Origin of the sequence: Wolbachia endosymbiont (group B) of Xylocampa areola (assembly GCF_964028205.1) — a bacterium.
In the GTDB taxonomy this organism is placed as follows: domain Bacteria; phylum Pseudomonadota; class Alphaproteobacteria; order Rickettsiales; family Anaplasmataceae; genus Wolbachia.
On record NZ_OZ034771.1, the window covers coordinates 215,068 to 237,806 of the forward strand.

The following is a 22,739-nucleotide window of genomic DNA, read 5'->3' on the forward strand; positions in this document are numbered from 1 at the left end:
ATGTCAAAAATCGAAGAATTTCGCTCTTTTATGCACGAAATAAATGTTGATACATTTATGTTGAATACTAAAGACGAGTATTTAAATGAATATTCAAAAGAGTTAGCAGAGTTATGTGGCTTCACGGGAACAAATGGGCTACTTATCGTTACAAAGAGTAATAAGTGCCCATTTTTTACAGATGGACGCTATATCACACAAGCTCGCAGTCAGCTCGATCAGGGCAGTTTTCGAGTATATAATATACAAGAAGAGGATCCACACAAATGGGTAAAAGCAAACTTAACATTGACTACCTCACTGGGTTACTATCCGCAATATTTTACTATGAAGGACATAAGAAAATATGAAGGCATTTGTAAACTAGTACCATACTTAATTAAAAAAGATAGTAGTCATAAAGCACAAACAATAGTCTCACATGTATCTGGTGAGAGTGGTAAGGATAAATGTGAAAGAGTAGCTAAAAACATAGAGGCTGAAGCAGTGCTTCTGACTGATCCAAATTCAATTTCGTGGTTATTAAATTTAAGAAATGAAAGTTCTGAATATACTCCTTGTATATTGGGTCGTGCTATATTGTATAAAAATGCCAATGTTGATTTATTTATTCAAGATAAAGAACATTCAACTATAGAAGCAAATTTTGATAACCATATAAATGTTTTTGATATTAGTGAGCTAGAAAATTCACTACATAAGTTAAATTTGGTGGTGATAGATCCAAGCACGACTCCAATGAGCATTATGAATGCAATAGATCCCTTGTATAACCATTATTTAAATGAAAAATCAGCTTCGGTGTCATTCCAGTGCTTGACCAGAAATAAAAAAGCATGGATCCCAGTGTCAAGAACTGGGATGACAATAAGTAATGAAAGAGGTCTAATAGAAAATAAGCAGATAATTGAGAAGGAGGATCCTTGTTTGATTCACAAAGCAGTAAAAAATCAAACTGAAATAACTGGAGCTATAAGTGCGCACATCAAACATGGAGTAGCAGTTATAAATTTTCTATATTGGCTTGAAAACAATATTGACAGTGAAATTACTGAGCTTGAAGCTGAAGAAAAAGTTTTAGAATACAGAAAAGAGCAGAATTTGTTTAAGCAACCGAGTTTTCCAACAATTTCAGCATTCAACGAGAATGGAGCAATCATTCATTACCGTGCAAGCAATAAGACAAATAAAGTCATTCAAGAAGATGGGCTGTATTTAATTGACTCTGGTGGTCAGTACCTTGATGGCACAACCGATGTTACAAGAACTATAGCAATTGGTAGTCCAACCAATGAGCAACGAGCTCACTACACAATAGTATTAAAAGCTCACATTGCGATAGCAAGTGCGGTCTTTCCTTCTGGCACTACTGGTGGAGAATTGGACATATTAGCGCGTATACATTTATGGAAATTTGGAATGGATTACATGCACGGTACAGGACATGGAGTAGGAAGTTACCTTTCGGTACACGAAGGACCGCAAGCAATATCAAGAGGAAATAAAGTGGAACTCATTCCAGGCATGATACTTTCTAACGAGCCTGGTTATTATATTCCAGGAAAGTATGGAATAAGAATTGAGAATCTGATGTATATTGAAAGGCGAGAAAACGTCTTTTTAAGCTTTAAACAATTGACCTCTGTTCCTTATGATAAAAAGCTAATAGATATACAAATGCTTACTGAAGATGAAGTTAAATGGATAAATAGCTATCACCAATTTGTTTATAAAAATATAGAAAATGGCATAAAAGATAAGGAATGGTTAAAGAGAGTATGTGAACCTTTAAAATAGTTAATTTATCATTTAATCAAGTATTAATATAGTTGTTCTTGTATTGTTTTTAATTAAAAACAATATATAATATTAGTTTCAAATAGGTGTAATTATGACAGATAAAGTGCAAGATGATGAATTTATGAAGCAGTACATGGATACTTGCAAAGAGCAAATAGAAAAATTGGCAAGCGACCCTAATTTGCTTCAACAGACCTTAAAGCCATTCATGCAAATGTCTCAGCAACTTATGGCTGGCGGTATGCTAGAAGGAAATATGCCTAGCATGATACCTGATATGGGTGGTATGGATATCAACAAGATGATTGCTCAGATGAAGGAAATGTATGATTACATAAAGAGTAATCACAAAGAGCTCATGAGAAAAGATGCTTCACAAATTCAAGAGCTTGATGATTCCAGCAGAAGATTGAGAGGCTTGGTCAAGAAATTGATAGAGAAAGTTGAAGCTAAGTAGTATTTATTCATATCAAAGAGCTATAGCAGTAGTGAGGTCTTGTTCCTCAAATTTAGTATTACCATAGAGTTAAATATAAACATAAAGGGATGAAGAGATGATTGAACTTAAAAGCCAAGAAATTTGTCCAAATGGAAATAAGAAAAATTTGATTATTTTTTTTCATGGTTGGGGTTCAAGTGGCGATAATTTCGCTCACCTTGCTAAAGTTATGAGCAAATTTTTACCCGATTCATGTTTTGTGGTACCGAATGCTCCGTTTGAGAGGGAAATAGGTGATGGTTATCAGTGGTTTAGTTTAGAGGATCGTAGTGAAGAAGCACTATATAATGGGGTGAAAAATGCTGCATCAATTGTAAATCATTTTATTGATACAAAATTAAAGGAGCTTAATTTAAAAGATACTCAGCTTTCTTTAGTTGGATTTTCTCAAGGGGCAATGCTTGCAATGCATGTAGCTCTTACCCGGCTTCAGTCTTGTGCATCGGTTATTGCATATTCTGGTAGGTTTCTTTCACCTTCAAAAATTGCACCGGAGATCAAATCAAAACCCAGCATATGTGTTATTCATGGTGACGCTGATGATGTGGTACCTTTTTCTTCCCTTGATTTAGCGGTTAAAGCTCTGAAAGAAAATGGAGTAAACGCTCAAGGATACCCAATTCATGGATTAGGCCATATTATTAATGAAGAAGGAATAAGGTTAGGGGTTGAGTTTATCAAGAAGAATTTTGGAAATTAATTTCCATGCACTTGTTTTGCTTTGGTTACGGATATGTAGCTAAATTTCTATCGAAAAAATTGCTAAATTTAGGCTGGAAAGTTAACGGTACATCAAGAGATAAAGATATACAACTTTTTGATTATGAAAAGGTTGATCAAGATCTGCTTAAAAGCGTAACACATGTTTTAGTTTCTATTCCTCCAGACGGCGATGATGTTATGGAGAGATACGGTCATTGTCTGGAGAATATTAAATGGCTTGGTTATCTGTCTGCAACTAATGTTTATGGTGACCACTGTGGTAATTGGGTGAATGAGGAATCTGAAACAAAGCCTATAGAAATTAGAGGAGAAAAGCGCCTTGAGTCTGAAAAGAAGTGGCTAAGTAGCAAATTGCCTGTACATATTTTTCGTTTGGCTGGGATATATGGTCCTGGTAGAAATGCGCTAATTGACCTGCAGCTTGGCAAAGCAAGAAATGTGAAAAAAATTTTTTCTCGTGTTCATGTTGAAGATATATCGAATATTTTATTTTCTTCCATGCAAAATATAAAGCCTTATGAGATATACAATTGTGCAGATGATTTACCTGCTACGCAATCTGAAGTGGTCACGTATGCAGCCGAGCTTCTCAATATTAGCCCTCCAGAGCCAGTTGAGATTTCTTCCGTACCAAATTACGCACGGGGTTTTTATTTAGGGTCAAAAAAAGTAAGCAATACTAAAATTAAAAAAGATCTTGGTGTCTCTCTAGTTTATCCTGATTACAAGGTGGGTTTAAAGAGTTTGTATATATCAGAATAGAGAAAATAGATTGCCAGATGCAAAAATTTTTCTTGAATGTTCCTTGTTTTGATGTAATACCACTAGGCATACTATTATATAGAGGTAAATATGTTCAGCACTCAATCGCTCCCGGTTGAAAATATTCTATTACATCAAGCCGCTTATAATGGTAACATAAATGAAGTTAGGTTATTACTTAATGTAAAAACTGATATCAATATCAAGGATAAAAAAGGATTTACAGCCTTGCATTTTGCTGTTTATTCAGGACATTTAGACGTAGTAAAGTTACTAATCAGTAAAGAAGCTAATATTCATGCAAGAACTACTAAAGGCAGTACAGTTTTACACTTTGCTGTTGTAGCTAAAAGCAAAGCTATAGTAGAGGAGTTAATTAAAGCGGGAGCTGATCCCAATATAAAAGACTGTACTGATGGTAAGACACCTTTACATATTGCTGCTCAAAATGGACTTGTAGAAGTTGTAAAGGTGTTACTTAATACTCAAGAAATTGAGATTGATGCTAAAGACAATGAATTTGGTATAACAGCTCTGTACTTAGCCTCTCAGAACGGACATACTGAAATAGTTGAACTATTAATTAGCACAAAAAATGCTGATGTTAACATAGTAGATAAAAAAAATAATGTCACACCCTTGTATCTAGCTGCTCAGAATGGGCATGCAGCAGTAGTTAAGTTGCTTCTTGATAATGGTGCTAAAGTCAATGGCTGTGATACCAGTATGAATCCTTTGTGTGTAGCTATTGATAATGGCCATGACGAGGTAGCTCAATTATTACTTAGTGTAGAAGGGGTGGATGTCAATATTGGCAATCAGCTTGGCAATACACCTCTACATATAGCAGCTATGAAAGGTAATGAAAAAATGGCAAGATTACTGCTAGAAAAAGGTGCTGATCCTAATATTAAAAACCTTTCAGGAGATACTTCCTTACAAGCTGCTGAATACGTAAGAAAAATTAGCTGGCATGATAATCCTCCAAATGTACAAGGAGGATTCTTCGTGTTAGTTGGCTCGAATGGAATATATTCATTTCAGCAATTTTATGAGCAAAAAAAAATTATGGAGCTTTTGGTACAACATATAAAGGACAGCAGACCTAGCTCATCAGTAGATGAAATTGACGTATCTGTTCAGCAGAGTAGCAAAATAAGATAGATGAGAAAACTAGTTTGTGACATTGGTGTCCAGTTAAATTTACATGGATTCCAGTGTCAGCTACTCGAATGACATTATGGAAGCTGTGATGACAAGGAAGGAAGCACTAGAAAGAAATGGGTGTCACGCACTGGGATGACATTATGGGAACTGAGATACAAGAAAAGAAACACTGGTTTGACATGCATCTGTCTCAGTGATGTAAATTCGACTTTACCCCATTTGCAACCATCAGGGTTCTTTGACTATAGACCTAACAATTCTTTTCTAATTTCTTCTTTAATTGTATCAATAATCTTTTTATCAAGTTTATTTATTAAGGAATCATCAATACCTGTGATGTCATCTGGATTTTGTATCATTTTTTCAATAGCATCATCTATTTTTTTTACTCTTTTTTCATTAATTTCCTCAAATATAGGTTTAATTTTCACATAACCAGGAGCGCCCTTGCTATAACTTTTGCTGCTTTCGTTGATACAACCACCAGCACCATATGTTTTATTCACGTAGTTTTTACTACATTTTGTTACATCTTTATACCCAATCTCACCATTTTCTATATATGCTATTTTATTATCTTTACTAGAGTTTAGCTTGTCCCCTTTCTTAATTTCTTCTTTTAATTTTAAACTTTGTTCATGAATTATTGTATCTTTGTAATTCTTTCCCCCATAGGTTCTGTATGTACCTCCGCCTGCAACAGTAATTAAATCTTTACAAATTGTTTCTGAAGAGTCTCTGCACATTTTTATTAAAGTTGGTCCCCCATCCTTGTTAGATTTATCATTTTCTTGTCCACCACCTCCTTCTGTTACTTTTACTTTAATATATGGATAACTAGGGTTGACTCTCAGTTTAGCTTTAATGTAATCACCTGGCATTCCTAGTCTACTTACAGTAGACTGAGCTTTACCATCTATATGACCAGCTTCACCACCTCCCCATGCTTCTATTTCAACGTAATCATACATTGACAGATCATCTGTAGAGCCATCTCCAAGCTCATAAAGTTTTTGATCCCTGTTTTCAATAATCTGCTTCTTATGTTTCAATTGTGCTATTATTATTTCACGTAATCTCTTTTTTAAACCCTCTAAATCGAACCTACACAATTTATCAGCATAAAAAACTTCTGTTCTATTTGCTTTAATCGGTTGATTTTTTAATTGTGTGCACTTTTGTATTTCACCTTTCTCGTTTTTTACTGTTTTACCATCCTTATCCTTGCAATCCACTTCCTCATATCTTAAGTAAAATAGTTTATCATTCTTATCTACATACTGTGTTGAGCGACTACATACTCCATCAAAGCAGAGGCAACCATCATCACCGTGATTACAGTTTTTTTCTTCATACTTTCCATCTGTTAACTCATATACTATTTTGCATTTGTCACAATTTTGTTTTGTATCTACCTCTTTATCCTTTTTTTCCATGCAGTTATCTCTAGACTTATTTTCAGCAGGAATGGAAATATATCCTTTTTTATTAAATATTATTTCATTCAGTGCATCTTGTGGCTTTGCTAAAACCTCAATTGTTTCGTTACAGGGAAAATAATAAAGCTGATCAGACTCCTTTGAATAAACAGTATTGTATTTATTGTATCTTGCCCCCATTGATTTTAGCGATATTAGCTTACTTTCTTTTTTAAGAACAAACTCCTCTGGTTCTGGTTGCCACCCAGAAAGGCAGAGCATTTTACTTTTAGAATTTTCTTTATATTTTATTTCTACTTTTGGATATCCTGAGCCATCTAGTTTGCACTTACCATTCTGAAGCTCTTTACATTCTGTTTCAATATCGGGAACATATCCATATTTTTCTAGAACTTCAAATTGCGAATTATTTTTTAATATACCTTCTATTACGCTATCGATGTCGCTTTTACTGTTACTGCTATCAGTTGTTTTTGCCACTATTGCTGGCTTTACTACTTTTAAAGGTAGATGGCCAACATATGTAGGAGAATTTTTATTAACATAAAAAGTACAGATGCCATTACTGTGAGTTCCACGTGCGTCATAAGTACAAACGTTCTCACTCATCTTCATTTTTACTTTTAGCGTATTTTCGCCTTTACCCTCATTAGGCTTTGGTATGCTCACTTCTTCAATCTTTGGAGCAGGTGGCGCTGGGAAGCAGCGAGCAGGAAATTGTAATTTTCTTTCGGACTCTTCTTCCTCAGTACCATAGTATTCAGCGCAGAGCTGACCTTTTTTTCTATAGGTTTTGAGATAATGGATAGTATCTTTAATAGTAAATGGATAAATTGGAGTATTCTCACTATTTGAAAAACCGCGCGGAAAAGGTAGCTCCCTTCTTTCTTTCAGCTCACCAATAATGACTCCAACTCTTGGATGGAAATAATCATTTTCTTCATTTGTTATAGGAACAATTCTAACTTGTGGAGGTGACATTGCAAGTTGTTCACAAAATGGAGGGGGGCCAGGTGCAAGTGGTACAGGAGCACATTTTATCTTTTGCTTTCCTTTATTCCATGATGAACAAGTATCACAAACGTTTTCCATATCCCCTGGACGGAAAATATTTTCTCCCTGAAGCACTCTTGAAAACCATGCAGAACTACCCATACAAGCGCCTTTTTGGCTACAAGCACATATTTTAGGAGACTTAGCAAACTTCGTTTTTTCTTCATCAGTAACATTGTCTGCCCATTCCCACTCAAGACTATCTGCTATTTTTGCATTAACAGATGTTTTATCTCCTTCCCAATCAATAAACACTGCTGCAGAGACTCCACCTCCTGTATCTTGTGTACCATATATCTGGCGGCAGGATGTTCCACTAGGTAATATATAACAATTATCTTTTCCTTCATAATCACAGACTTGAATCTTTGGATTAAAATAACCATCAATTCCTTGGTCTTTTACTTGTCTTACTGTAATATATTGGTATAGCTTTTCATCAACTTTAAAACTACCTTTAGTACCAAAAGTAAAAATTGCTAAAAAACCCTCCAAAGCTTTTTTGCCTCCAGCTTCAAGTGTAGTATTACTCTCTACAAGAGGCGGACAATCAGCATATCCTTGATAAGAAAGACAAAATATCAAGGAGAATATCAATAAAAAATTAAGCTTTACATTTTTCATAGAACGCCGGTAACCACTTACTCACTTTTTCGCCTTTTTCCTTTATTGCTTCATACATATACTTTATAGTCTCTTTATTAGCTGAAAGTACATGTATTTCTTTCATATTCTTCAAATCTAGATTTAAAGTTACTAAACCTTTGTATTGCTTTATCAAAAATAAACCTTCCTGTGTTGGTGTTTGCAAAATAACATTCAGTTCCTCTTTCGACAGAGAAAATGCTTTCATGTATAACCTGTTTGCATTTATGTTCGGCATCAGGATTCTCGTATCGACATGCTTATCTAAATATTGAGTAAACTTGCTAGCAAATGCTAGGTTTAAGTTTTCAGTACTTAGAATTACTACAACATTTAACTTTGTCATTCTTTGCATCCAGTCGTCAAACTCTCCCTCTGTAGGAAAAATATTACTTATCTCCCATGCTTCATCCAAAACAAGTATTGCAGGTGAGCCATCACATTTTGCTTCGAAAGAGTATAAGAAATAGTAAAGTATCACGGACATACATTCTTTTTGCTTAGTGAGATTTGCAGTATTGAGGGATATAGTTTTTGTTCCCCAGTCAATGTCTGACTCATCACCATCTTGGAATAAGTAAGCAAATTCACCTTCACCACACCATTTACTTATTTTGCCTCCAAGAAGTAAAAGCACTTCAGAAATTTGAGAAATAGATCGCGATTCTCTTGGTATAGCAAATATAGAATCTACAATTTTTTTTGTCTTTTCTTCTACGTCTACCAAACTTGCATCTGCAACCATCCTTTTGATCAATTCAACAAGCATATTGCGATTAGAAGCACTATCTTCAATGTTCAGTGGGTTAAATTTTAGACTTTTATCTTTATATTTTGGATCAATTATGTAATATTGGCCGCTTACTGCTTTAGTAAATATTATTGATTTTCCAGTATTATCCAATATAACAATCCTAGGGTTAAATTTTCTTGATTCCGAAAGTAAGAAATTGATCAGTGAGGTTCTACCTGAATTTGGAGCTCCAAGTATTGTGGTATGACCATTATTTTTCTTTCCATGAAAGTTAAAAAAGTAAGGACTGCCTTTTTTTGAAAAAAAAACTGTTACTGCTTCTTTCCATCTTCCTCCTTTTAACGTACCTGATGTAAAATCATGCAACATAGCAAAGCTGCAAGCATATTTTTCTAATATATTTTTTGGTTGTGTAACAAAAGCAAAGTTTCCAGGAAGCTGTGCCCAAAAATGATTTTCCATGTGCAGATCAGTCCTAAACATCATCAACCCGATTAACGACATTACAGAGGATAAATCACTGATATTTTTAGCTAACCTATTCTTATCATCTGCAAAGATTGTAACAATAATTTTCTGTTGACAAAAATCCATAGCAGAAATTTTTTCAAGCTCTATTATTTCATTTATTCCTGAGTTTTGAAGTAAGGTATTGTCCTCACTGATTTGCAGTATATTAATTTGTTTTTTGAATTCTTTTACTGCTTTATTATTACTAGTAAATATTATTATTTCTGTGATGATAAGCTCAGAGTCAAGTTGCAAACACCTATCTATATTTTCTAAGGGGATTTCTCGATATTCCTTTATGCAAAAAATAGAACCAAACTTCTGTTGACCTTCAAACGATGTTTGAAATTTATTGAAACCAAAAGCTACTTTTAAATTTTTAACATGCTGCGATAGATCCCTTTCACATATTGGATAATCTTTGTGCGTTAATGTAATAATGTAATGGAGAAATTCCATCATTTGAGAATATATTTTGCCTTCACTAGACCTAAGGCCCAGTTTTTTAGCTCCAAAAGGTTCTAAATCTTTTTGAATCAGGTCAGTTATTTTTTGTAATTCTTGATGATTTTTTTGTAAAAATAACTTGTGCCTATTCTTTATCCTGCCAAAAAAAAATGCATTATTAATATGTTTGCCAAAATCACTAAGTAACACCACAATGTATAACTCATTTATATACTGTAGTTTACTATCAACTAGTTTATTAAACCACGTTGAGTGTAGCTGATCGGAAAAGTCTGAAGTTTTATTCCACTGTAAGCTCAGTTTATTGCGCTTACGGACAGTGTGAATCCAAACGGTAAAATATAAACTCTTGATATTTTTTGATATACTTTTTCTAATTTCAGTTCTAAGATCACCATAGTTATCAACTGAAGAATAGTCTTCTAATTTGATTATTTTTAATAATTCCCCCTGTTTTGTTAGTATAGTTTCTTCATCGTAGTGGCAAGCATAAGGGATAAAATCTAAATTAATACTTTCTAGTAACGCTAAATTGTTCTTTTTTTCAGAATTAGATCTAGTGGCTGGTACTTTTGGTTGCATACAATATCATGCGTATTCAATAAAAAGATAATAAAGAATCATCTATCTTACTTAATCCTTATCTTCTTTTTTGTTATTGGATTGTAACTGTATGTCCTTTGCAAAGTTGAATTTTTCTTTCAGGTAATCTGTTGCCTTTTCTGTGCTTCCAAACATCATGATCAGTACGCCAAATATTATCATGAAAAAAATTAGGCCTCTGAACACTACTGCAAGTATCACTGTAGCTATACATAACCCTATAATTGTCGAAGGATTCATATTTTCTACAGTATCTTTAACTGAAAATGAAGAAATAAGTTCTTTCAACGTTCCTGGTATATTTTTCAATTCATCACTTGCTTTGCTAGAACATGACATGAAGATAAAACTTAACAGGGCTACAATAGCAAAAACTCTACCCAATTGAATACGCATCAGCTAAATACCTTTAAGATACTCCTCAAATGTAACAATTTTTACATCAATAGGCAAGAACCGAATTCACTTGCTCACCATAAGTAACTCATATTTAACTTTTATCACCGTGTTAGCTCTTTATTATCAACAAGAGGACTCACACTAATGGATGTCAATTTACTTGACAGAAAGTTTGAACACAATTCAGCAGCAGCTGCTGTAGCAAACACCGCAGCCACCACAAACAGTCCTGCTCCTACTAATCCTGATGTCATTGCTCCTGCAACAATGCACCCTATTGCTAAGAGAGCAGAACTTGTTACAAGTGCGACGTGAAGATTTTTGTTTTTACTATTATTTTCATAATTATTGGATTGCATTGTATCTTTTACCTTACTGCCTGTCACTGAGATCACACAATGAGGCCCTTCTTCAGTCTTCTTATAATGTTTAGAAGGGGATATTCTTCCGCTTGGGCCTTTGGGCCTTGTTTTGTTCGGATGTGCTAATTTTGTTTTTCCTTCATCTTCTAGTTGCAAACTATTATCTTTCTCAGCAGGGTTTAATTTTAAGTGTACACTTTCCTCAGATGAAATGCTTGTTACTGAAGTTAAGCTGTTCCTTCTGCTACTTGATGCCAAGCTAGATGAATTTATTCCACTATCTAAGTCACTGCTACTACTGAGTTTAGAAGTATTTGCACCGCTTGGCACTTCTACAGCATTCACAGTTATATTAGGCTTTTCATTTTTTAAATCTTTACTATCAATCGAAAGATCAGATTGACTATTCAATTGTGATTGTGCGATCTCCTTTCTTGCTTGCGATTGTTTTGATGTAGGATGTGCTGAAGCACCATAATAACCTGAATTTCTCAAGGTATTGTATTTTCCAGGGGTTCCTTTTCCACTTACACCCTTAGCTAAAGAATCCTTTTCCAGAGGATTAATACCTGAATTTTTGGGAATTTCAACTTCACCAGAAAGACTTTTTTTGTTAAATAGTTCCATAGTATTATTTTGTCTATTTGCTTGATTACTTCTAAGACTTTTCTGATTTTGAATAGTGCTACTAGAATGATCTTTGTCACTACTTTTATTAGTAATCCCTGTAATCTCTAAAATTATTTCTAATATTTTTCCTCTTCTTGTTGGTGATCTTTGTGATGATTTTTCTTCATTGTTAAGTACTGAAGATTTCATTAATTCCTCTGACTCTATCACTTTTGTTTTCAATGCTGGAAGGAAGTTGTCAATATAATATTTATAATATTCTTCTTGTTTTCTCAATGACTTTTCTAATTCAATTAATACGTTGGGATCAGCTCCTTTGTTAAACAACTCTATGCATTTTGCGATAGTTCCATCTCCCTTTTTTAGATTTCCATGATTATGTGTTTTTTTTGTGACCTTTTTGTATATAGCATTGTACAATTGTTGATTAATATCTTCACTCTTCTGATGTTTTGCAAAACGACTTAGCATAACATTTCTCCATACATAACAAAATGTATGAATACCTCTTTAGCGTTAATTTTACATTAAAACTGGGCAGTTATGCCTTATTGCGGATAATTATAGCAATTTGCTAACTATTTTCTTTGCTGATTACTGATTTTACATTTCAACATAATTGCTTGCCTGTTGAACTAACATATCTATCACTTCTTTTACAGGCTTTTCTCTATCAACCATGCCAACACTTTGACCGGCCATTAAAGATCCTGTTTCAACATCTCCATCAATTACTGCCCTTCTTAAAGCTCCAGCCCAGAACTTTTCTATTTCAAGCTGCCCATCTTCTTTTGAGATTTCTCCATTTTGATATTTATCAATAATGTCTCTTTGATGCTCCATAAAATCGTCACTTGCTTTGTTAACTATAGCCCTTACTGGAATTACAGGGAAATCAGCACTAATCTGCACAGAAGATACAGCATTACGCGCAGCTGATTTGATGAATACTTCTTTAAAATTTTTGTGAGCGATTGACTCATTCGTGCAGACAAATAATGTACCTATTTGACAGCCACTTGCTCCCATTTCTAGGTAGTTCACTATCATTTCGCCTCTTCCTATTCCACCTGCAACAAACACCGGTGTTTTCTCATTTTTAAAATGAGGTAATATCTCTTGTGCGAGAACAGAAGTGCTAACAGGACCGATATGTCCTCCTGCTTCCATACCTTCTATTATTAACGCATCTACTCCCATTTTTACTAACCTTTTCGCGAGGCTTAATGCTGGTGCAAAACACATAACTTCAATGCCCGCACTCTTGATTTTTTCTATATTAGGCTTCGTTGGTAGTCCACCGGCAAGCACTATATGGCTTACTTTCGTTTCAATGCACACATCTATCAACTCACTCAACTTTGGGTGCATAGTAATTAGATTTACACCAAATGGTTTGTTAGTTAATTTCTGTGTCTCTATGATTTCTTTTTTCAGTAAGTCTGGAAACATTGCACCGCAAGCAATCACGCCAAATCCACCAGCATTTGAGATTGCTGAAACCAAATTTCTCTCTGAAACCCAGCTCATAGCACCACCCATTATGGCAAACTCACTACCGAGAAAATTTGTTCCTTTTTTCCAGAGGCTACTTAACATATAACCTATATCATACGTTTAAAAATGTTTTGTTTATCTATAAATGTGTGTTTTAAAGCACCAATTATATGCAAGGCTATAAAGAGTATCATAAAATATGCAAGTATCGAGTGTAACTGATTAGCTGCACTAGCTAGATCTTCATTATGGTTAATTAATAAAGGGATATGGAAAAAATATTTGATCTCTTTGCTAGAAGCAGAAGACATGACATAACCAGATAGTGGCATTAGCACCATCAAAGTATATAAACCAAAGTGTATCGTTTTGCTCGCATTGATTACAAATCGAGAAAAATTGGCTGGTAATGGCGGAACATAAGTAAAGACGCGAAAAAATATACGTACTATAATTAATCCAAGAACGGTGATACCACAAGCCTTATGAACAGCGTATATGCTGAATTTAATTTCACTGCTAATCGGCAAACTTTTCATGTACAGCCCAGAACAAAGCATGCCAATAATAAAAGCAGACATTAACCAATGAATGATCCTTAAACCTAAACTATATTTATTGTCTTTCATTAATTTTGATTACTCTAAAGTAGAATTTATATAGTAGAAAAACTATTTCTCAATCAAAATTATCTATACATAATTTCGCTGCCTTGATCAACATAAGTGCAATAATTGTATGTGACACATAAACATTGTCTATCAGATCATGAAGAAGTGGTGAAGTTTTTGAGAGTTTTTCTATTGTAACGATGAGTTATAGCTTGTACAAGAAGCCTATTGACTTTAAGCACATTTTACCCTATACAATTCCAATACCTTAAGCTACCAAAGCATGCCTGATCTAAAGACAATGATGCTAAATTTTGGCCCTCAGCACCCAGCTGCACACGGGGTGTTACGTCTTGTTTTAGAGATGGATGGTGAAGTGATCGAGAGGGCAGATCCCCATATTGGGCTTTTGCACCGTGGCACTGAGAAGTTAATAGAACATAAAACATATCTTCAAGCTCTGCCTTACTTTGACCGCCTTGATTATGTGTCACCAATGTCACAAGAGCATGCATATTCGTTATGTGTAGAGAAATTATTGCAGTGCGAAGTTCCGATTAGGGCAAAATATTTGCGTGTTCTATTTTGTGAGCTGACAAGAATACTAAATCATTTACTAAATATCTCTTCCCAAGCACTTGATGTTGGGGCGATGACTCCTCTTTTATGGCTCTTTGAAGAGAGAGAAAAAATACTCGAGTTCTATGAAAGGGCCTCAGGTGCAAGATTTCACGCAGCTTATATAAGGCCAGGTGGACTTGCAGCAGATATCCCAGAAGGTTTGATTGAAGATATTGCAAAATTTATAGAGCAATTTCCAAAGTATATAGATGATGTTGATGAACTTTTAACGGAAAATAGGATATGGAAGCAACGCACTGTAGGAATTAGTGAAATATCAATAAAACAGGCGCTTGATTGGGGCTTTAGTGGACCAATGCTCCGTGCTGCTGGACTTGCTTGGGACTTGCGAAAAAGCCAGCCATATGAGATATATGATCAGTTAGATTTTGATATACCTATCGGCCAAAATGGTGACTGTTATGACCGTTATTTAGTAAGAATGGCAGAGATTAGGCAATCTATTAGCTTGGTGAAGCAATGCATAGAGAAAATTCCTAAAGGGCCAATAAAAACTGAAGATAGAAAAATTTCTCCACCGCCAAGAGCAGAAATGAAAGAATCTATGGAGGCTATGATTCATCATTTTAAGCTTTATTCAGAAGGATATCATGTGCCAGAAGGTGAGGTATATGTGGCTGTTGAAGCGCCAAAAGGTGAGTTTGGAGTATATATAGTTTCAGATGGTACCAATAGACCTTATAGATGTCGAATAAGAGCACCTGGCTTTGCGCATTTACAGGCCTTAGATTTCATGGCAAAAGGACACATGCTTGCTGACATTGCAGCAATTATCGGTTCACTCGATATAGTCTTTGGTGAGATTGATAGGTAATTATTGTAAAATAGTAACTCAACTAATGGTCAATACATCCTCTATTAAAAACTGCACAAATTCATTGCCATTCCAGTAATTCATAGAGATTTTACCCAAAATGGCTTTAACATTACCCTGCATAATAGCAGAGCCGAGCTCAGTATTTGCACAGCGAAACGCAATAGCTTTGACCATAACATTATCGTCAGCAATAAAACATTTTATATGGTCAACTCCTATAACTTCCGGCTTTCTTATCTTTGCCCCTTGAATGATGAATCTTGGTTCAGGATTGCCAGCTCCAAATGGCTCTAAGCGCTGCAGTTGATTCCAAAGGGATAAGTTTATTGCTTTAGCTGTTACTATACCATCAGCTTTTATAGTTTTATCGTTTGTGGAGTTTGCAAATCTTTCAGTAAAAAAATCATGTAGATCACTTATTTTATCTTCTTCAATCGAAAATCCTGCTGCCATACTGTGACCACCACCTTCAATGATTAGGTTGGTAAATTTTGCAGAAAGAACCGCAGCACCAATATCTACTCCAGAAATTGACCTACAGCTTGCTTTTCCTATTCCATTGTTTAAAGATATCACTATCGTTGGTAAGTGAAACTGCTCTTTTAGTCTTGATGCAATGATACCAATTATTCCCTGGTGCCAATTACCACTTACCATTATAAAATTTACACCTAAGTGGGCAAAATTTTCCGCTTGTGTTGTGGCTTCCAAAATAGCCTCATTTTCTAGCATTTTTCTTGCATTATTCAAATCTATTAGTTTTAGCGCGATTGAATGTGCATCATCATCATCATCGGTGGAAAGCAACCTTGCACCGAGCGATGCTTCTCCAATTCTTCCTCCGGCATTTATACATGGCCCAATACTAAACCCTAATCGTGAAACACTTGGTTTTTCAAGGATTCCCAAAGCGTCAAACAAAACACGTAAGCCAACATTTTTTCTTGCTGACATAACTTTTAATCCTTGTAAAACAAAAGCCCTATTTAGGCCTGTAATCTGCATAACATCGCAAACAGTTCCAAGAGCAACCAAATCCAGTAGATCAAATAAATCTGGTTCTTTTTTGTTGGTAAAAAATCCTTGCTCACGTAGGATTCTGTTAAGAGCAACAATTAGCAGAAATGACACTCCAACTGCTGCTAAGTTATTATAAGGAGAGCTCTCATCAAGGCGGTTGGGATTAACAACTGCTACAGCACTTGGTAATTTTTCTGTTCCAAGGTGATGGTCGACAACTATAATATCAAGTCCAAAGACTTTTGCATCTTCTATTGGTTGATATGCAAGCGTACCGCAATCAACAGAAATACATAAATCAATACCATTCTTTTTAAGTTGTAATAAAGCATCTGTGTTCAATCCATAGCCCTCATCAACACGATCTGGAATATAGATTATAGAGTGTGTCCCAATCGCTCTTAGGTACCTATTAATCAATGCTGATGACGTTGCACCATCAACATCGTAATCACCAAATATTGCAATATTCTCATTATTGTTTATTGCTTTTATTATGTGAGAAACAGCTTTATCCATATCAAGGAGGTGAAAGGGATCTGGTAATAGCGATCTGATTAGTGGGTGTAAGAAGTCATGTGCATTTTCTATGTTAACACCACGAGCAACTAATATTCTTGCTAATATTTCTGGCAACTCAAATCTCTGTATAAGAGTAAAAATCTCCCTTTGATCTGCTTCTTGTAACTTCCACAGTGCATTTGTTATGCTGCGTTTTTCAATATCAAGTAGCATATTTTTTGTAAATAAAACTACTTTACCAGAACTTTTACGCTTGTTCTATAATTGTGTTAGACTTCTGTATAACCTAAAGAAAGATATAGGAGAGTGTCACTCGAAAGGAATCACATTTATTTTGACAAAGAGCATCTGTAAAATCTGATACTTCTTCTTGCATAACATGCTCTTTAATTAGTATTATATCTATATTAGCATATAAGTGTGAATATTATATTAGTGTAATTACTTTTTGGTATACATAACAAATTTATGCCTGGAAACAGTTTTTGGTTACTCAAACCTTTTCTACCTTTATTTCATATTCTTTAAAGTATTTTTTGCACTTTCTTTATAAAAACCATAGGTACCAATCGGTTTTTAGCTTAAGAATAAAGGTTAAGTATCTGGAATTCTGGACATAAAATCCTCCTGAAAGATTAGAAAGAAAATGCAGCGCACATACAACAGAATTTGAACACGTGCTGAAGAAGATACACTACGTTTTTTTTTGAAAAATTGACTGAAAAGTCTGCAGACGAAGATAGATTTTTGAGCTCTTAAAATACCTCTACTGTTAGAGTAAGGAAAGCGAGAAGGTTTGTCAAGCAATCTTTATTGGCTGTTGTACTAGAATTCAGTTTTTCGTATAATTTGCTAGAATTTGTGTGAAGAATTTTAAATATGAAAGGCCTATATATTAAAACTTACGGCTGTCAGATGAACGTTTATGACTCCATTTTAATGGAGAATATAGTTAAGCCTTTAGGGTTCAACGTTGTTAGTGATGCAGAACAAGCTGATTTGGTGATATTAAATACTTGTCATATTAGAGAAAAGGCAGCAGAAAAGCTTTACTCAGAGCTTGGAAGAATCCATTCATCACAAAAAAATAAGGAAATGACCATAGTGGTGGCTGGATGTGTAGCGCAAGCAGAGGGAGAAGAAGTGTTCAGAAGGGCTCCTTTTGTTGATATTGTTGTTGGTCCGCAGAGTATTCCTGCTTTACCGGAGTTGATAGTCAAAGCAAGCAGAAGTAAAGGTCATGTAATAAATACTGATTTTCCAGAAGTTGCAAAGTTTGATAAATTGCCGGATGAATGCTATGGCAATAGCCAGGGGTCTTCTGCGTTTCTTGCCATACAAGAAGGTTGTGATAAATTTTGTACGTTTTGTGTGGTACCATATACACGCGGGGCTGAGTATTCACGACCAGTAAATGAAATATTTCGTGAAGCATTGAATTTGGTTAAAAACGGAGCAAAGGAAATTACTTTACTTGGTCAGAACGTCAATGCTTATCATGGAGAGTGCGAAGGAGAGGTGTGGGATTTAGGAAAATTAATTAGTCACATTGCTAAAATTGAAAAGCTAGAAAGAATCCGCTACACAACTTCTCATCCAAGAGATATGCACGAATCTCTCTACTTGGTACATGCGGAGGAATCAAAACTCATGCCGTTTGTTCACCTACCTGTGCAGTCAGGTTCGAATAAAATATTGCATGCAATGAACAGGAAACACACTGCAGAGGAGTATTTGGGAATAATAGACAGATTGCGCAAATTGAAACCTGAAATCGAATTTTCTTCTGATTTTATTGTTGGTTTTCCTGGAGAAACTGAAAAAGATTTTGAGGAAACTATGAAGTTAGTAGAAAAAGTAAAGTACGCTCAGGCTTATAGTTTTAAATATAGCCCAAGGCCAGGAACGCCAGGGGCGGAAAGAAAAGATCAAGTACCAGAAGAGGTTAAAACAGAGCGTCTTCTTCGTTTACAGGAATTAATTAGCAAGCAACAACTTGAATTTAATCAGAGTATGATAGGAAAAACTATTCCTGTTCTATTCAGTGATAAAAAAGGTAAACACCAAAATCAAATTATTGGTAAAAGCCCATACATGCAATCAGTATGCGTTGATGATCCTGACGATAAATACAAAGATAAAATAGTAAATGTAAGGATATTGGAAGCTCGGCAAAATAGTTTGTTGGGATGCGCTGCCTAATTAGAGAAAAGTGCTCCCATGGTCTCATGTAGAAGCACTTTGTGTGTTTTTATAAGTTTATAAGCTATCTAGATTTAATCCTTAAGGGACTACAACTCTCTGTTACGCAATCATATGAGACTTGATATAATAGATTTGCGGGATTTTTTTCTTTTCCCACTGATAGTGTACTTTTTCAACCTTTCCAGAATTATTATATTCATAAGAAAGCGATCTCCAAATAACGCTGCTTTTACTATTATTTTTGTTAGCATCGTGAAATTTCTGATAAGGCCAACTGTTATTGTCTTTATTCATCTTTAACTTAAGTAAATAAGTCTGATTTATTAATATGCTGTATAATAATGTCAATACCTATCTATGTTTATAGAAACAGAGTTTTTGAATTTGTAATTTTCCAGAAAGCTCTATATTCTTTGATTTTATCCAGTTAAAATGAATATGAAGTATTATCCTGATACAAGCAGCAGTCCTGATTTTTCATTGCTAGAAAAGGAAATCATAAAATTTTGGCAGGAAAATAAAATTTTTGAGCAGTCAGTCGAGAAACGTTCCAAGGATCATTGTTTTGTATTTTATGATGGGCCTCCGTTTGCAAATGGACTTCCGCATTACGGACACTTGCTTACTGGTTTTATAAAAGATGCATTTGCAAGATATCAAACTATGCTGCAAAAAAGGGTTGAACGCAGATTTGGTTGGGATTGCCATGGGCTACCGGCTGAGATGGGCGCGGAAAAGGAACTTAGAATATCTGGTAGAACTGAGATAGAGAAATTTGGCATTGAAAAATTCAATAATCATTGCCGTACTTCTGTGATGAAATTTTCATCAGAATGGGAGAAGTATGTAAATAGACAAGCAAGATGGGTAGATTTTCACAATGACTATAAGACTATGGATAAGTCATTCATGGAGTCGGTCATGTGGGCATTTAAGCAGCTTTATGATAAAGGTCTGGTGTATGAATCAATACGCGTTGTTCCCTATAGCTGGGCGTGCGAAACTCCACTCTCTAATTTTGAAACAAGGCTTGATAATGCATATAGAGAAAAAATTAGCAAAGCTGTAACTGTTGCTTTTGAACTTTTAGAAAATCCAAAGCAATTTAAACAAAAATGTAGATTACTTGCTTGGACTACAACGCCTTGGACGTTGCCGAGCAATCTTGCACTGGCAGTAGGGGAGGATATTGAGTATTGTATGGTGTTAGTAAATGGTGAAGTCTGCATCTTTGCTGAAAGTTATTTAGAGAAATTTGTCAGCCACTGTGAACAAAGCAATATTCAATATGAAAACTGTAATACAAAACTTAAAGCGAGTGATCTTGCAGGTCTTTCCTATAAACCACTGTTTGATTACTTTAAAGATACAAAGAATGCGTTCCGTGTTTTCATTGCTGATTATGTTACAGGAGAAGATGGTACTGGTGTTGTGCACACTGCTCCTGGATTTGGTGAAGAAGATTTTTACCTTTGCCAAAGCCATGATATTCGAGCTGTTTGTCCAGTTGATAACGCTGGAAAATTTACTACTGAAGTTTCAGATTTGGCAGGAGTTCATGTTTTTGATGCCAATGATACAGTAATCAAGAAATTAAAAAGGCAGGGGAGCTGGTTTAAAACTGAGCAATATATTCACAATTATCCACACTGCTGGAGAACTGACACTCCTTTAATCTACCGCACTATGCCTTCTTGGTATGTTGCTGTGACAAAGTTTAAGGGAAGAATGACAGAGCTAAATAAGAGAGTTAATTGGATGCCAAATCATATAAGAGATGGTCAATTTGGAAAATGGCTTGAAGGAGCGCACGACTGGTCTATTTCACGCAATCGATTTTGGGGTACGCCAATTCCTGTGTGGAAATCAGATGATGCAAAATATCCAAGAGTGGATGTGTATGGCTCAATAGCAGAACTAGAGCGAGATTTTAATGTTAAAATAGATGACTTGCACAGACCATTTATCGATACTTTGATAAGACCAAATCCTGATGATCCAACAGGAAAATCAGTTATGCGTCGTGTGCCTGATGTGTTTGATTGTTGGTTTGAGTCTGGCTCGATGCCGTTCGCGCAAGTTCACTATCCGTTTGAAAATAAAGAATGGTTCGAGAAAAATTTCCCTGCGGATTTTATCACTGAATATATAGCACAAACAAGAGGATGGTTCTATACGCTTTTTGTGCTTTCCACTGCTTTATTTGATAGTGAGCCATTTAAGAATTGCATATGCCACGGTGTGGTTCTTGATGTGAAAGGTCAGAAATTATCCAAGCGTTTAAATAATTATGCAGATCCAATGGAGGTTTTTGACAAATGTGGTTCTGATGCGCTGCGTTTTCTTATGCTATCTGGTTCCATTGTTTGCGGTGGTAATTTACTACTCGACAAAGAAGGAAAATCGATACGAGATATTCTGAAGGACGTAATAAAACCTATTTGGAATAGTTATCACTTTTTTACCATGTATGCAAATGCAGATGGAATTAGAGCTGAGGTTTGTAAAGATTATCAGAGTACCATTGATCGCTACATGATTTCCAAATGTTTTGAAGCTGTGGAAAGTATACAAGCTTCTATGAACAACTATAATTCCCAAGAGGCTTGTAAAACCCTGATGAATTTCTTTGAAGTGTTAAATAATTGGTATATTCGTCGTAGTCGTGAGCGTTTTTGGAAAAATGATTTAGATCAAGACAAAACTGATGCTTATAATGTTCTATACACAGTTTTTTATTACATACTACGGGCTGCAGCTCCTTTGTTGCCACTCATAACAGAGACTATATGGCAAGGGCTTGAGTACAAAGAAACATCTGTTCATTTGGCTGATTTTCCACAATCAGATAGATATGACAGTGAACTCATTGCCAAGATGGATTTGGTAAGAGAGATATGTAACTCTGCATTATCCATCAGAAATACGTTTAACATGCGCATCAGGCAGCCACTTGGCAGTATGACCATTTATCATAGGTCTTCCTGCGATTTCCTTGAAAATGAATATCAAGAGATAATAAGAGATGAGGTGAATGTAAAAGAACTAGAAATAGTAAGTGAGTTGAAAGAAGTTGCGTCACTAGAGCTAAAACTAAATTTTCCGCTACTTGGTAAGAAGATTCCAGATAAAATCAAGAAACTAGTTCAATATGTCAAAGAAGAAAAGTGGAAGCAAATTGAGAATGAGCAAATATTTCTGGGGGATGAAACAGAGAACTATACTATAGAAAAAGGTGAATATGAACTATTGTTAAAAGCAAACAGTGAATATTCTTCTGTATTTGATGACAATAAAGGGGTTGTTATTCTGAGCACTGAGCTCAATGACGAACTAATTCTAGAAGGACTCGCAAGAGATGTTGTGAGGCTTATTCAAGAAACTAGAAAGCAGGCTGATTTCCATATATCAGATAGAATCAGAGTAATAATCAAAGCAGAAGATGAGAAAGTTAAAGAGGCAATAAACAGGTGGGATGAGTATATAAAAGAGCAGACCCTTGCCTTATCTTTGGACACTAATAAAGAGATCGAGGCCGATTTCTATTCTAAGGAATACCAAGGTTTGACAGTTGGTATTAAGTTAATAAAGTTGCAAAGTTAGTAATGTTT

Annotated in this window: 15 protein-coding genes; 8 read left to right on the forward strand and 7 right to left on the reverse strand. The window is 35.1% G+C overall.

Features of this window, described 5'->3' with window-relative positions:
- The 5 genes from ABWU35_RS01040 (at position 1) to ABWU35_RS01060 (ending at position 4,948) form a co-directional block, all read left to right on the forward strand.
- A complete protein-coding gene (locus ABWU35_RS01040) occupies positions 1-1,797 on the forward strand; it encodes an aminopeptidase P family protein (RefSeq protein WP_265028089.1) in 1,797 nt (598 codons plus the stop codon).
- 94 nt (positions 1,798-1,891) lie between these two features.
- Entirely contained in the window at positions 1,892-2,257 is a 366-nt protein-coding gene (locus ABWU35_RS01045) for a hypothetical protein (protein WP_006014880.1), read from the forward strand.
- A gap of 97 nt (positions 2,258-2,354) precedes the next feature.
- Positions 2,355-2,999, forward strand: coding sequence for an alpha/beta hydrolase (locus tag ABWU35_RS01050; protein WP_007302063.1), 645 nt, complete (start codon positions 2,355-2,357; stop codon positions 2,997-2,999).
- Between the two features lie 5 nt (positions 3,000-3,004).
- Positions 3,005-3,784, forward strand: coding sequence for an SDR family oxidoreductase (locus tag ABWU35_RS01055; protein ID WP_264685564.1), 780 nt, complete (start codon positions 3,005-3,007; stop codon positions 3,782-3,784).
- 90 nt (positions 3,785-3,874) lie between these two features.
- Positions 3,875-4,948 (forward strand): ankyrin repeat domain-containing protein, encoded by a 1,074-nt coding sequence (locus ABWU35_RS01060; RefSeq protein WP_007302061.1) that lies wholly within the window; start codon positions 3,875-3,877, stop codon positions 4,946-4,948.
- Positions 4,949-5,193: 245 nt separating this feature from the next.
- On the opposite strand, the gene ABWU35_RS01065 is transcribed toward ABWU35_RS01060, so the two are convergent.
- From ABWU35_RS01065 to ABWU35_RS01090, 6 genes are all read right to left on the reverse strand, one after another.
- Positions 5,194-8,067 carry a hypothetical protein gene (locus tag ABWU35_RS01065; RefSeq protein ID WP_264686275.1) on the reverse strand — a complete coding sequence of 958 codons (2,874 nt, stop codon included), beginning with the start codon at positions 8,065-8,067 and terminating at the stop codon, positions 5,194-5,196.
- Positions 8,048-10,402: a type VI secretion protein gene (locus tag ABWU35_RS01070; protein ID WP_007302059.1), complete on the reverse strand. Its 2,355-nt coding sequence runs from the start codon at positions 10,400-10,402 to the stop codon at positions 8,048-8,050. The genes ABWU35_RS01065 and ABWU35_RS01070 overlap by 20 nt, the downstream gene beginning before the upstream one ends.
- Positions 10,403-10,453: 51 nt before the next feature.
- Complete coding sequence (locus ABWU35_RS01075) at positions 10,454-10,819, reverse strand: hypothetical protein (RefSeq protein ID WP_007302058.1); 366 nt, start codon at positions 10,817-10,819, stop codon at positions 10,454-10,456.
- Positions 10,820-10,923: 104 nt separating this feature from the next.
- A complete protein-coding gene (locus tag ABWU35_RS01080; protein ID WP_149168655.1) occupies positions 10,924-12,285 on the reverse strand; it encodes a DUF350 domain-containing protein in 1,362 nt (453 codons plus the stop codon).
- A gap of 132 nt (positions 12,286-12,417) precedes the next feature.
- On the reverse strand, positions 12,418-13,413 hold the full coding sequence (locus tag ABWU35_RS01085) for an NAD(P)H-dependent flavin oxidoreductase (protein ID WP_010402622.1): 996 nt from the start codon (positions 13,411-13,413) through the stop codon (positions 12,418-12,420).
- Positions 13,414-13,418: 5 nt separating this feature from the next.
- Positions 13,419-13,940, reverse strand: coding sequence for a cytochrome b (locus ABWU35_RS01090; RefSeq protein ID WP_019236682.1), 522 nt, complete (start codon positions 13,938-13,940; stop codon positions 13,419-13,421).
- A gap of 265 nt (positions 13,941-14,205) precedes the next feature.
- Between ABWU35_RS01090 and ABWU35_RS01095 the strand changes: the two genes are divergently transcribed.
- On the forward strand, positions 14,206-15,378 hold the full coding sequence (locus ABWU35_RS01095) for an NADH-quinone oxidoreductase subunit D (RefSeq protein ID WP_265028090.1): 1,173 nt from the start codon (positions 14,206-14,208) through the stop codon (positions 15,376-15,378).
- A gap of 18 nt (positions 15,379-15,396) precedes the next feature.
- Here ABWU35_RS01095 and recJ read toward each other — a convergent pair whose 3' ends face one another.
- Positions 15,397-17,136, reverse strand: a complete 1,740-nt coding sequence (recJ, locus tag ABWU35_RS01100) for a single-stranded-DNA-specific exonuclease RecJ (protein ID WP_019236680.1) — start codon at positions 17,134-17,136, stop codon at positions 15,397-15,399.
- Between the two features lie 666 nt (positions 17,137-17,802).
- On the opposite strand from recJ, the gene miaB reads away from it, so the two are divergent.
- Together miaB and ileS are read left to right on the forward strand one after the other, a co-directional pair.
- Entirely contained in the window at positions 17,803-19,125 is a 1,323-nt protein-coding gene (miaB, locus tag ABWU35_RS01105; protein WP_012481870.1) for a tRNA (N6-isopentenyl adenosine(37)-C2)-methylthiotransferase MiaB, read from the forward strand.
- Between the two features lie 435 nt (positions 19,126-19,560).
- Positions 19,561-22,731 carry an isoleucine--tRNA ligase gene (gene ileS, locus ABWU35_RS01110; protein ID WP_264685567.1) on the forward strand — a complete coding sequence of 1,057 codons (3,171 nt, stop codon included), beginning with the start codon at positions 19,561-19,563 and terminating at the stop codon, positions 22,729-22,731.
- The last annotated feature ends 8 nt before the right edge of the window (positions 22,732-22,739 follow it).

Bases quoted from the DNA above. Each gene is read 5' to 3' on its own strand.
- ABWU35_RS01040 (WP_265028089.1), top strand. From the start codon at position 1: ATGTCAAAAATCGAAGAATTTCGCTCTTTTATGCACGAAATAAATGTT.
- ABWU35_RS01045 (WP_006014880.1), top strand. From the start codon at position 1,892: ATGACAGATAAAGTGCAAGATGATGAATTTATGAAGCAGTACATGGAT.
- ABWU35_RS01050 (WP_007302063.1), top strand. From the start codon at position 2,355: ATGATTGAACTTAAAAGCCAAGAAATTTGTCCAAATGGAAATAAGAAA.
- ABWU35_RS01055 (WP_264685564.1), top strand. From the start codon at position 3,005: ATGCACTTGTTTTGCTTTGGTTACGGATATGTAGCTAAATTTCTATCG.
- ABWU35_RS01060 (WP_007302061.1), top strand. From the start codon at position 3,875: ATGTTCAGCACTCAATCGCTCCCGGTTGAAAATATTCTATTACATCAA.
- ABWU35_RS01065 (WP_264686275.1), bottom strand. From the start codon at position 8,067: ATGAAAAATGTAAAGCTTAATTTTTTATTGATATTCTCCTTGATATTT.
- ABWU35_RS01070 (WP_007302059.1), bottom strand. From the start codon at position 10,402: ATGCAACCAAAAGTACCAGCCACTAGATCTAATTCTGAAAAAAAGAAC.
- ABWU35_RS01075 (WP_007302058.1), bottom strand. From the start codon at position 10,819: ATGCGTATTCAATTGGGTAGAGTTTTTGCTATTGTAGCCCTGTTAAGT.
- ABWU35_RS01080 (WP_149168655.1), bottom strand. From the start codon at position 12,285: ATGCTAAGTCGTTTTGCAAAACATCAGAAGAGTGAAGATATTAATCAA.
- ABWU35_RS01085 (WP_010402622.1), bottom strand. From the start codon at position 13,413: ATGTTAAGTAGCCTCTGGAAAAAAGGAACAAATTTTCTCGGTAGTGAG.
- ABWU35_RS01090 (WP_019236682.1), bottom strand. From the start codon at position 13,940: ATGAAAGACAATAAATATAGTTTAGGTTTAAGGATCATTCATTGGTTA.
- ABWU35_RS01095 (WP_265028090.1), top strand. From the start codon at position 14,206: ATGCCTGATCTAAAGACAATGATGCTAAATTTTGGCCCTCAGCACCCA.
- recJ (WP_019236680.1), bottom strand. From the start codon at position 17,136: ATGCTACTTGATATTGAAAAACGCAGCATAACAAATGCACTGTGGAAG.
- miaB (WP_012481870.1), top strand. From the start codon at position 17,803: ATGAAAGGCCTATATATTAAAACTTACGGCTGTCAGATGAACGTTTAT.
- ileS (WP_264685567.1), top strand. From the start codon at position 19,561: ATGAATATGAAGTATTATCCTGATACAAGCAGCAGTCCTGATTTTTCA.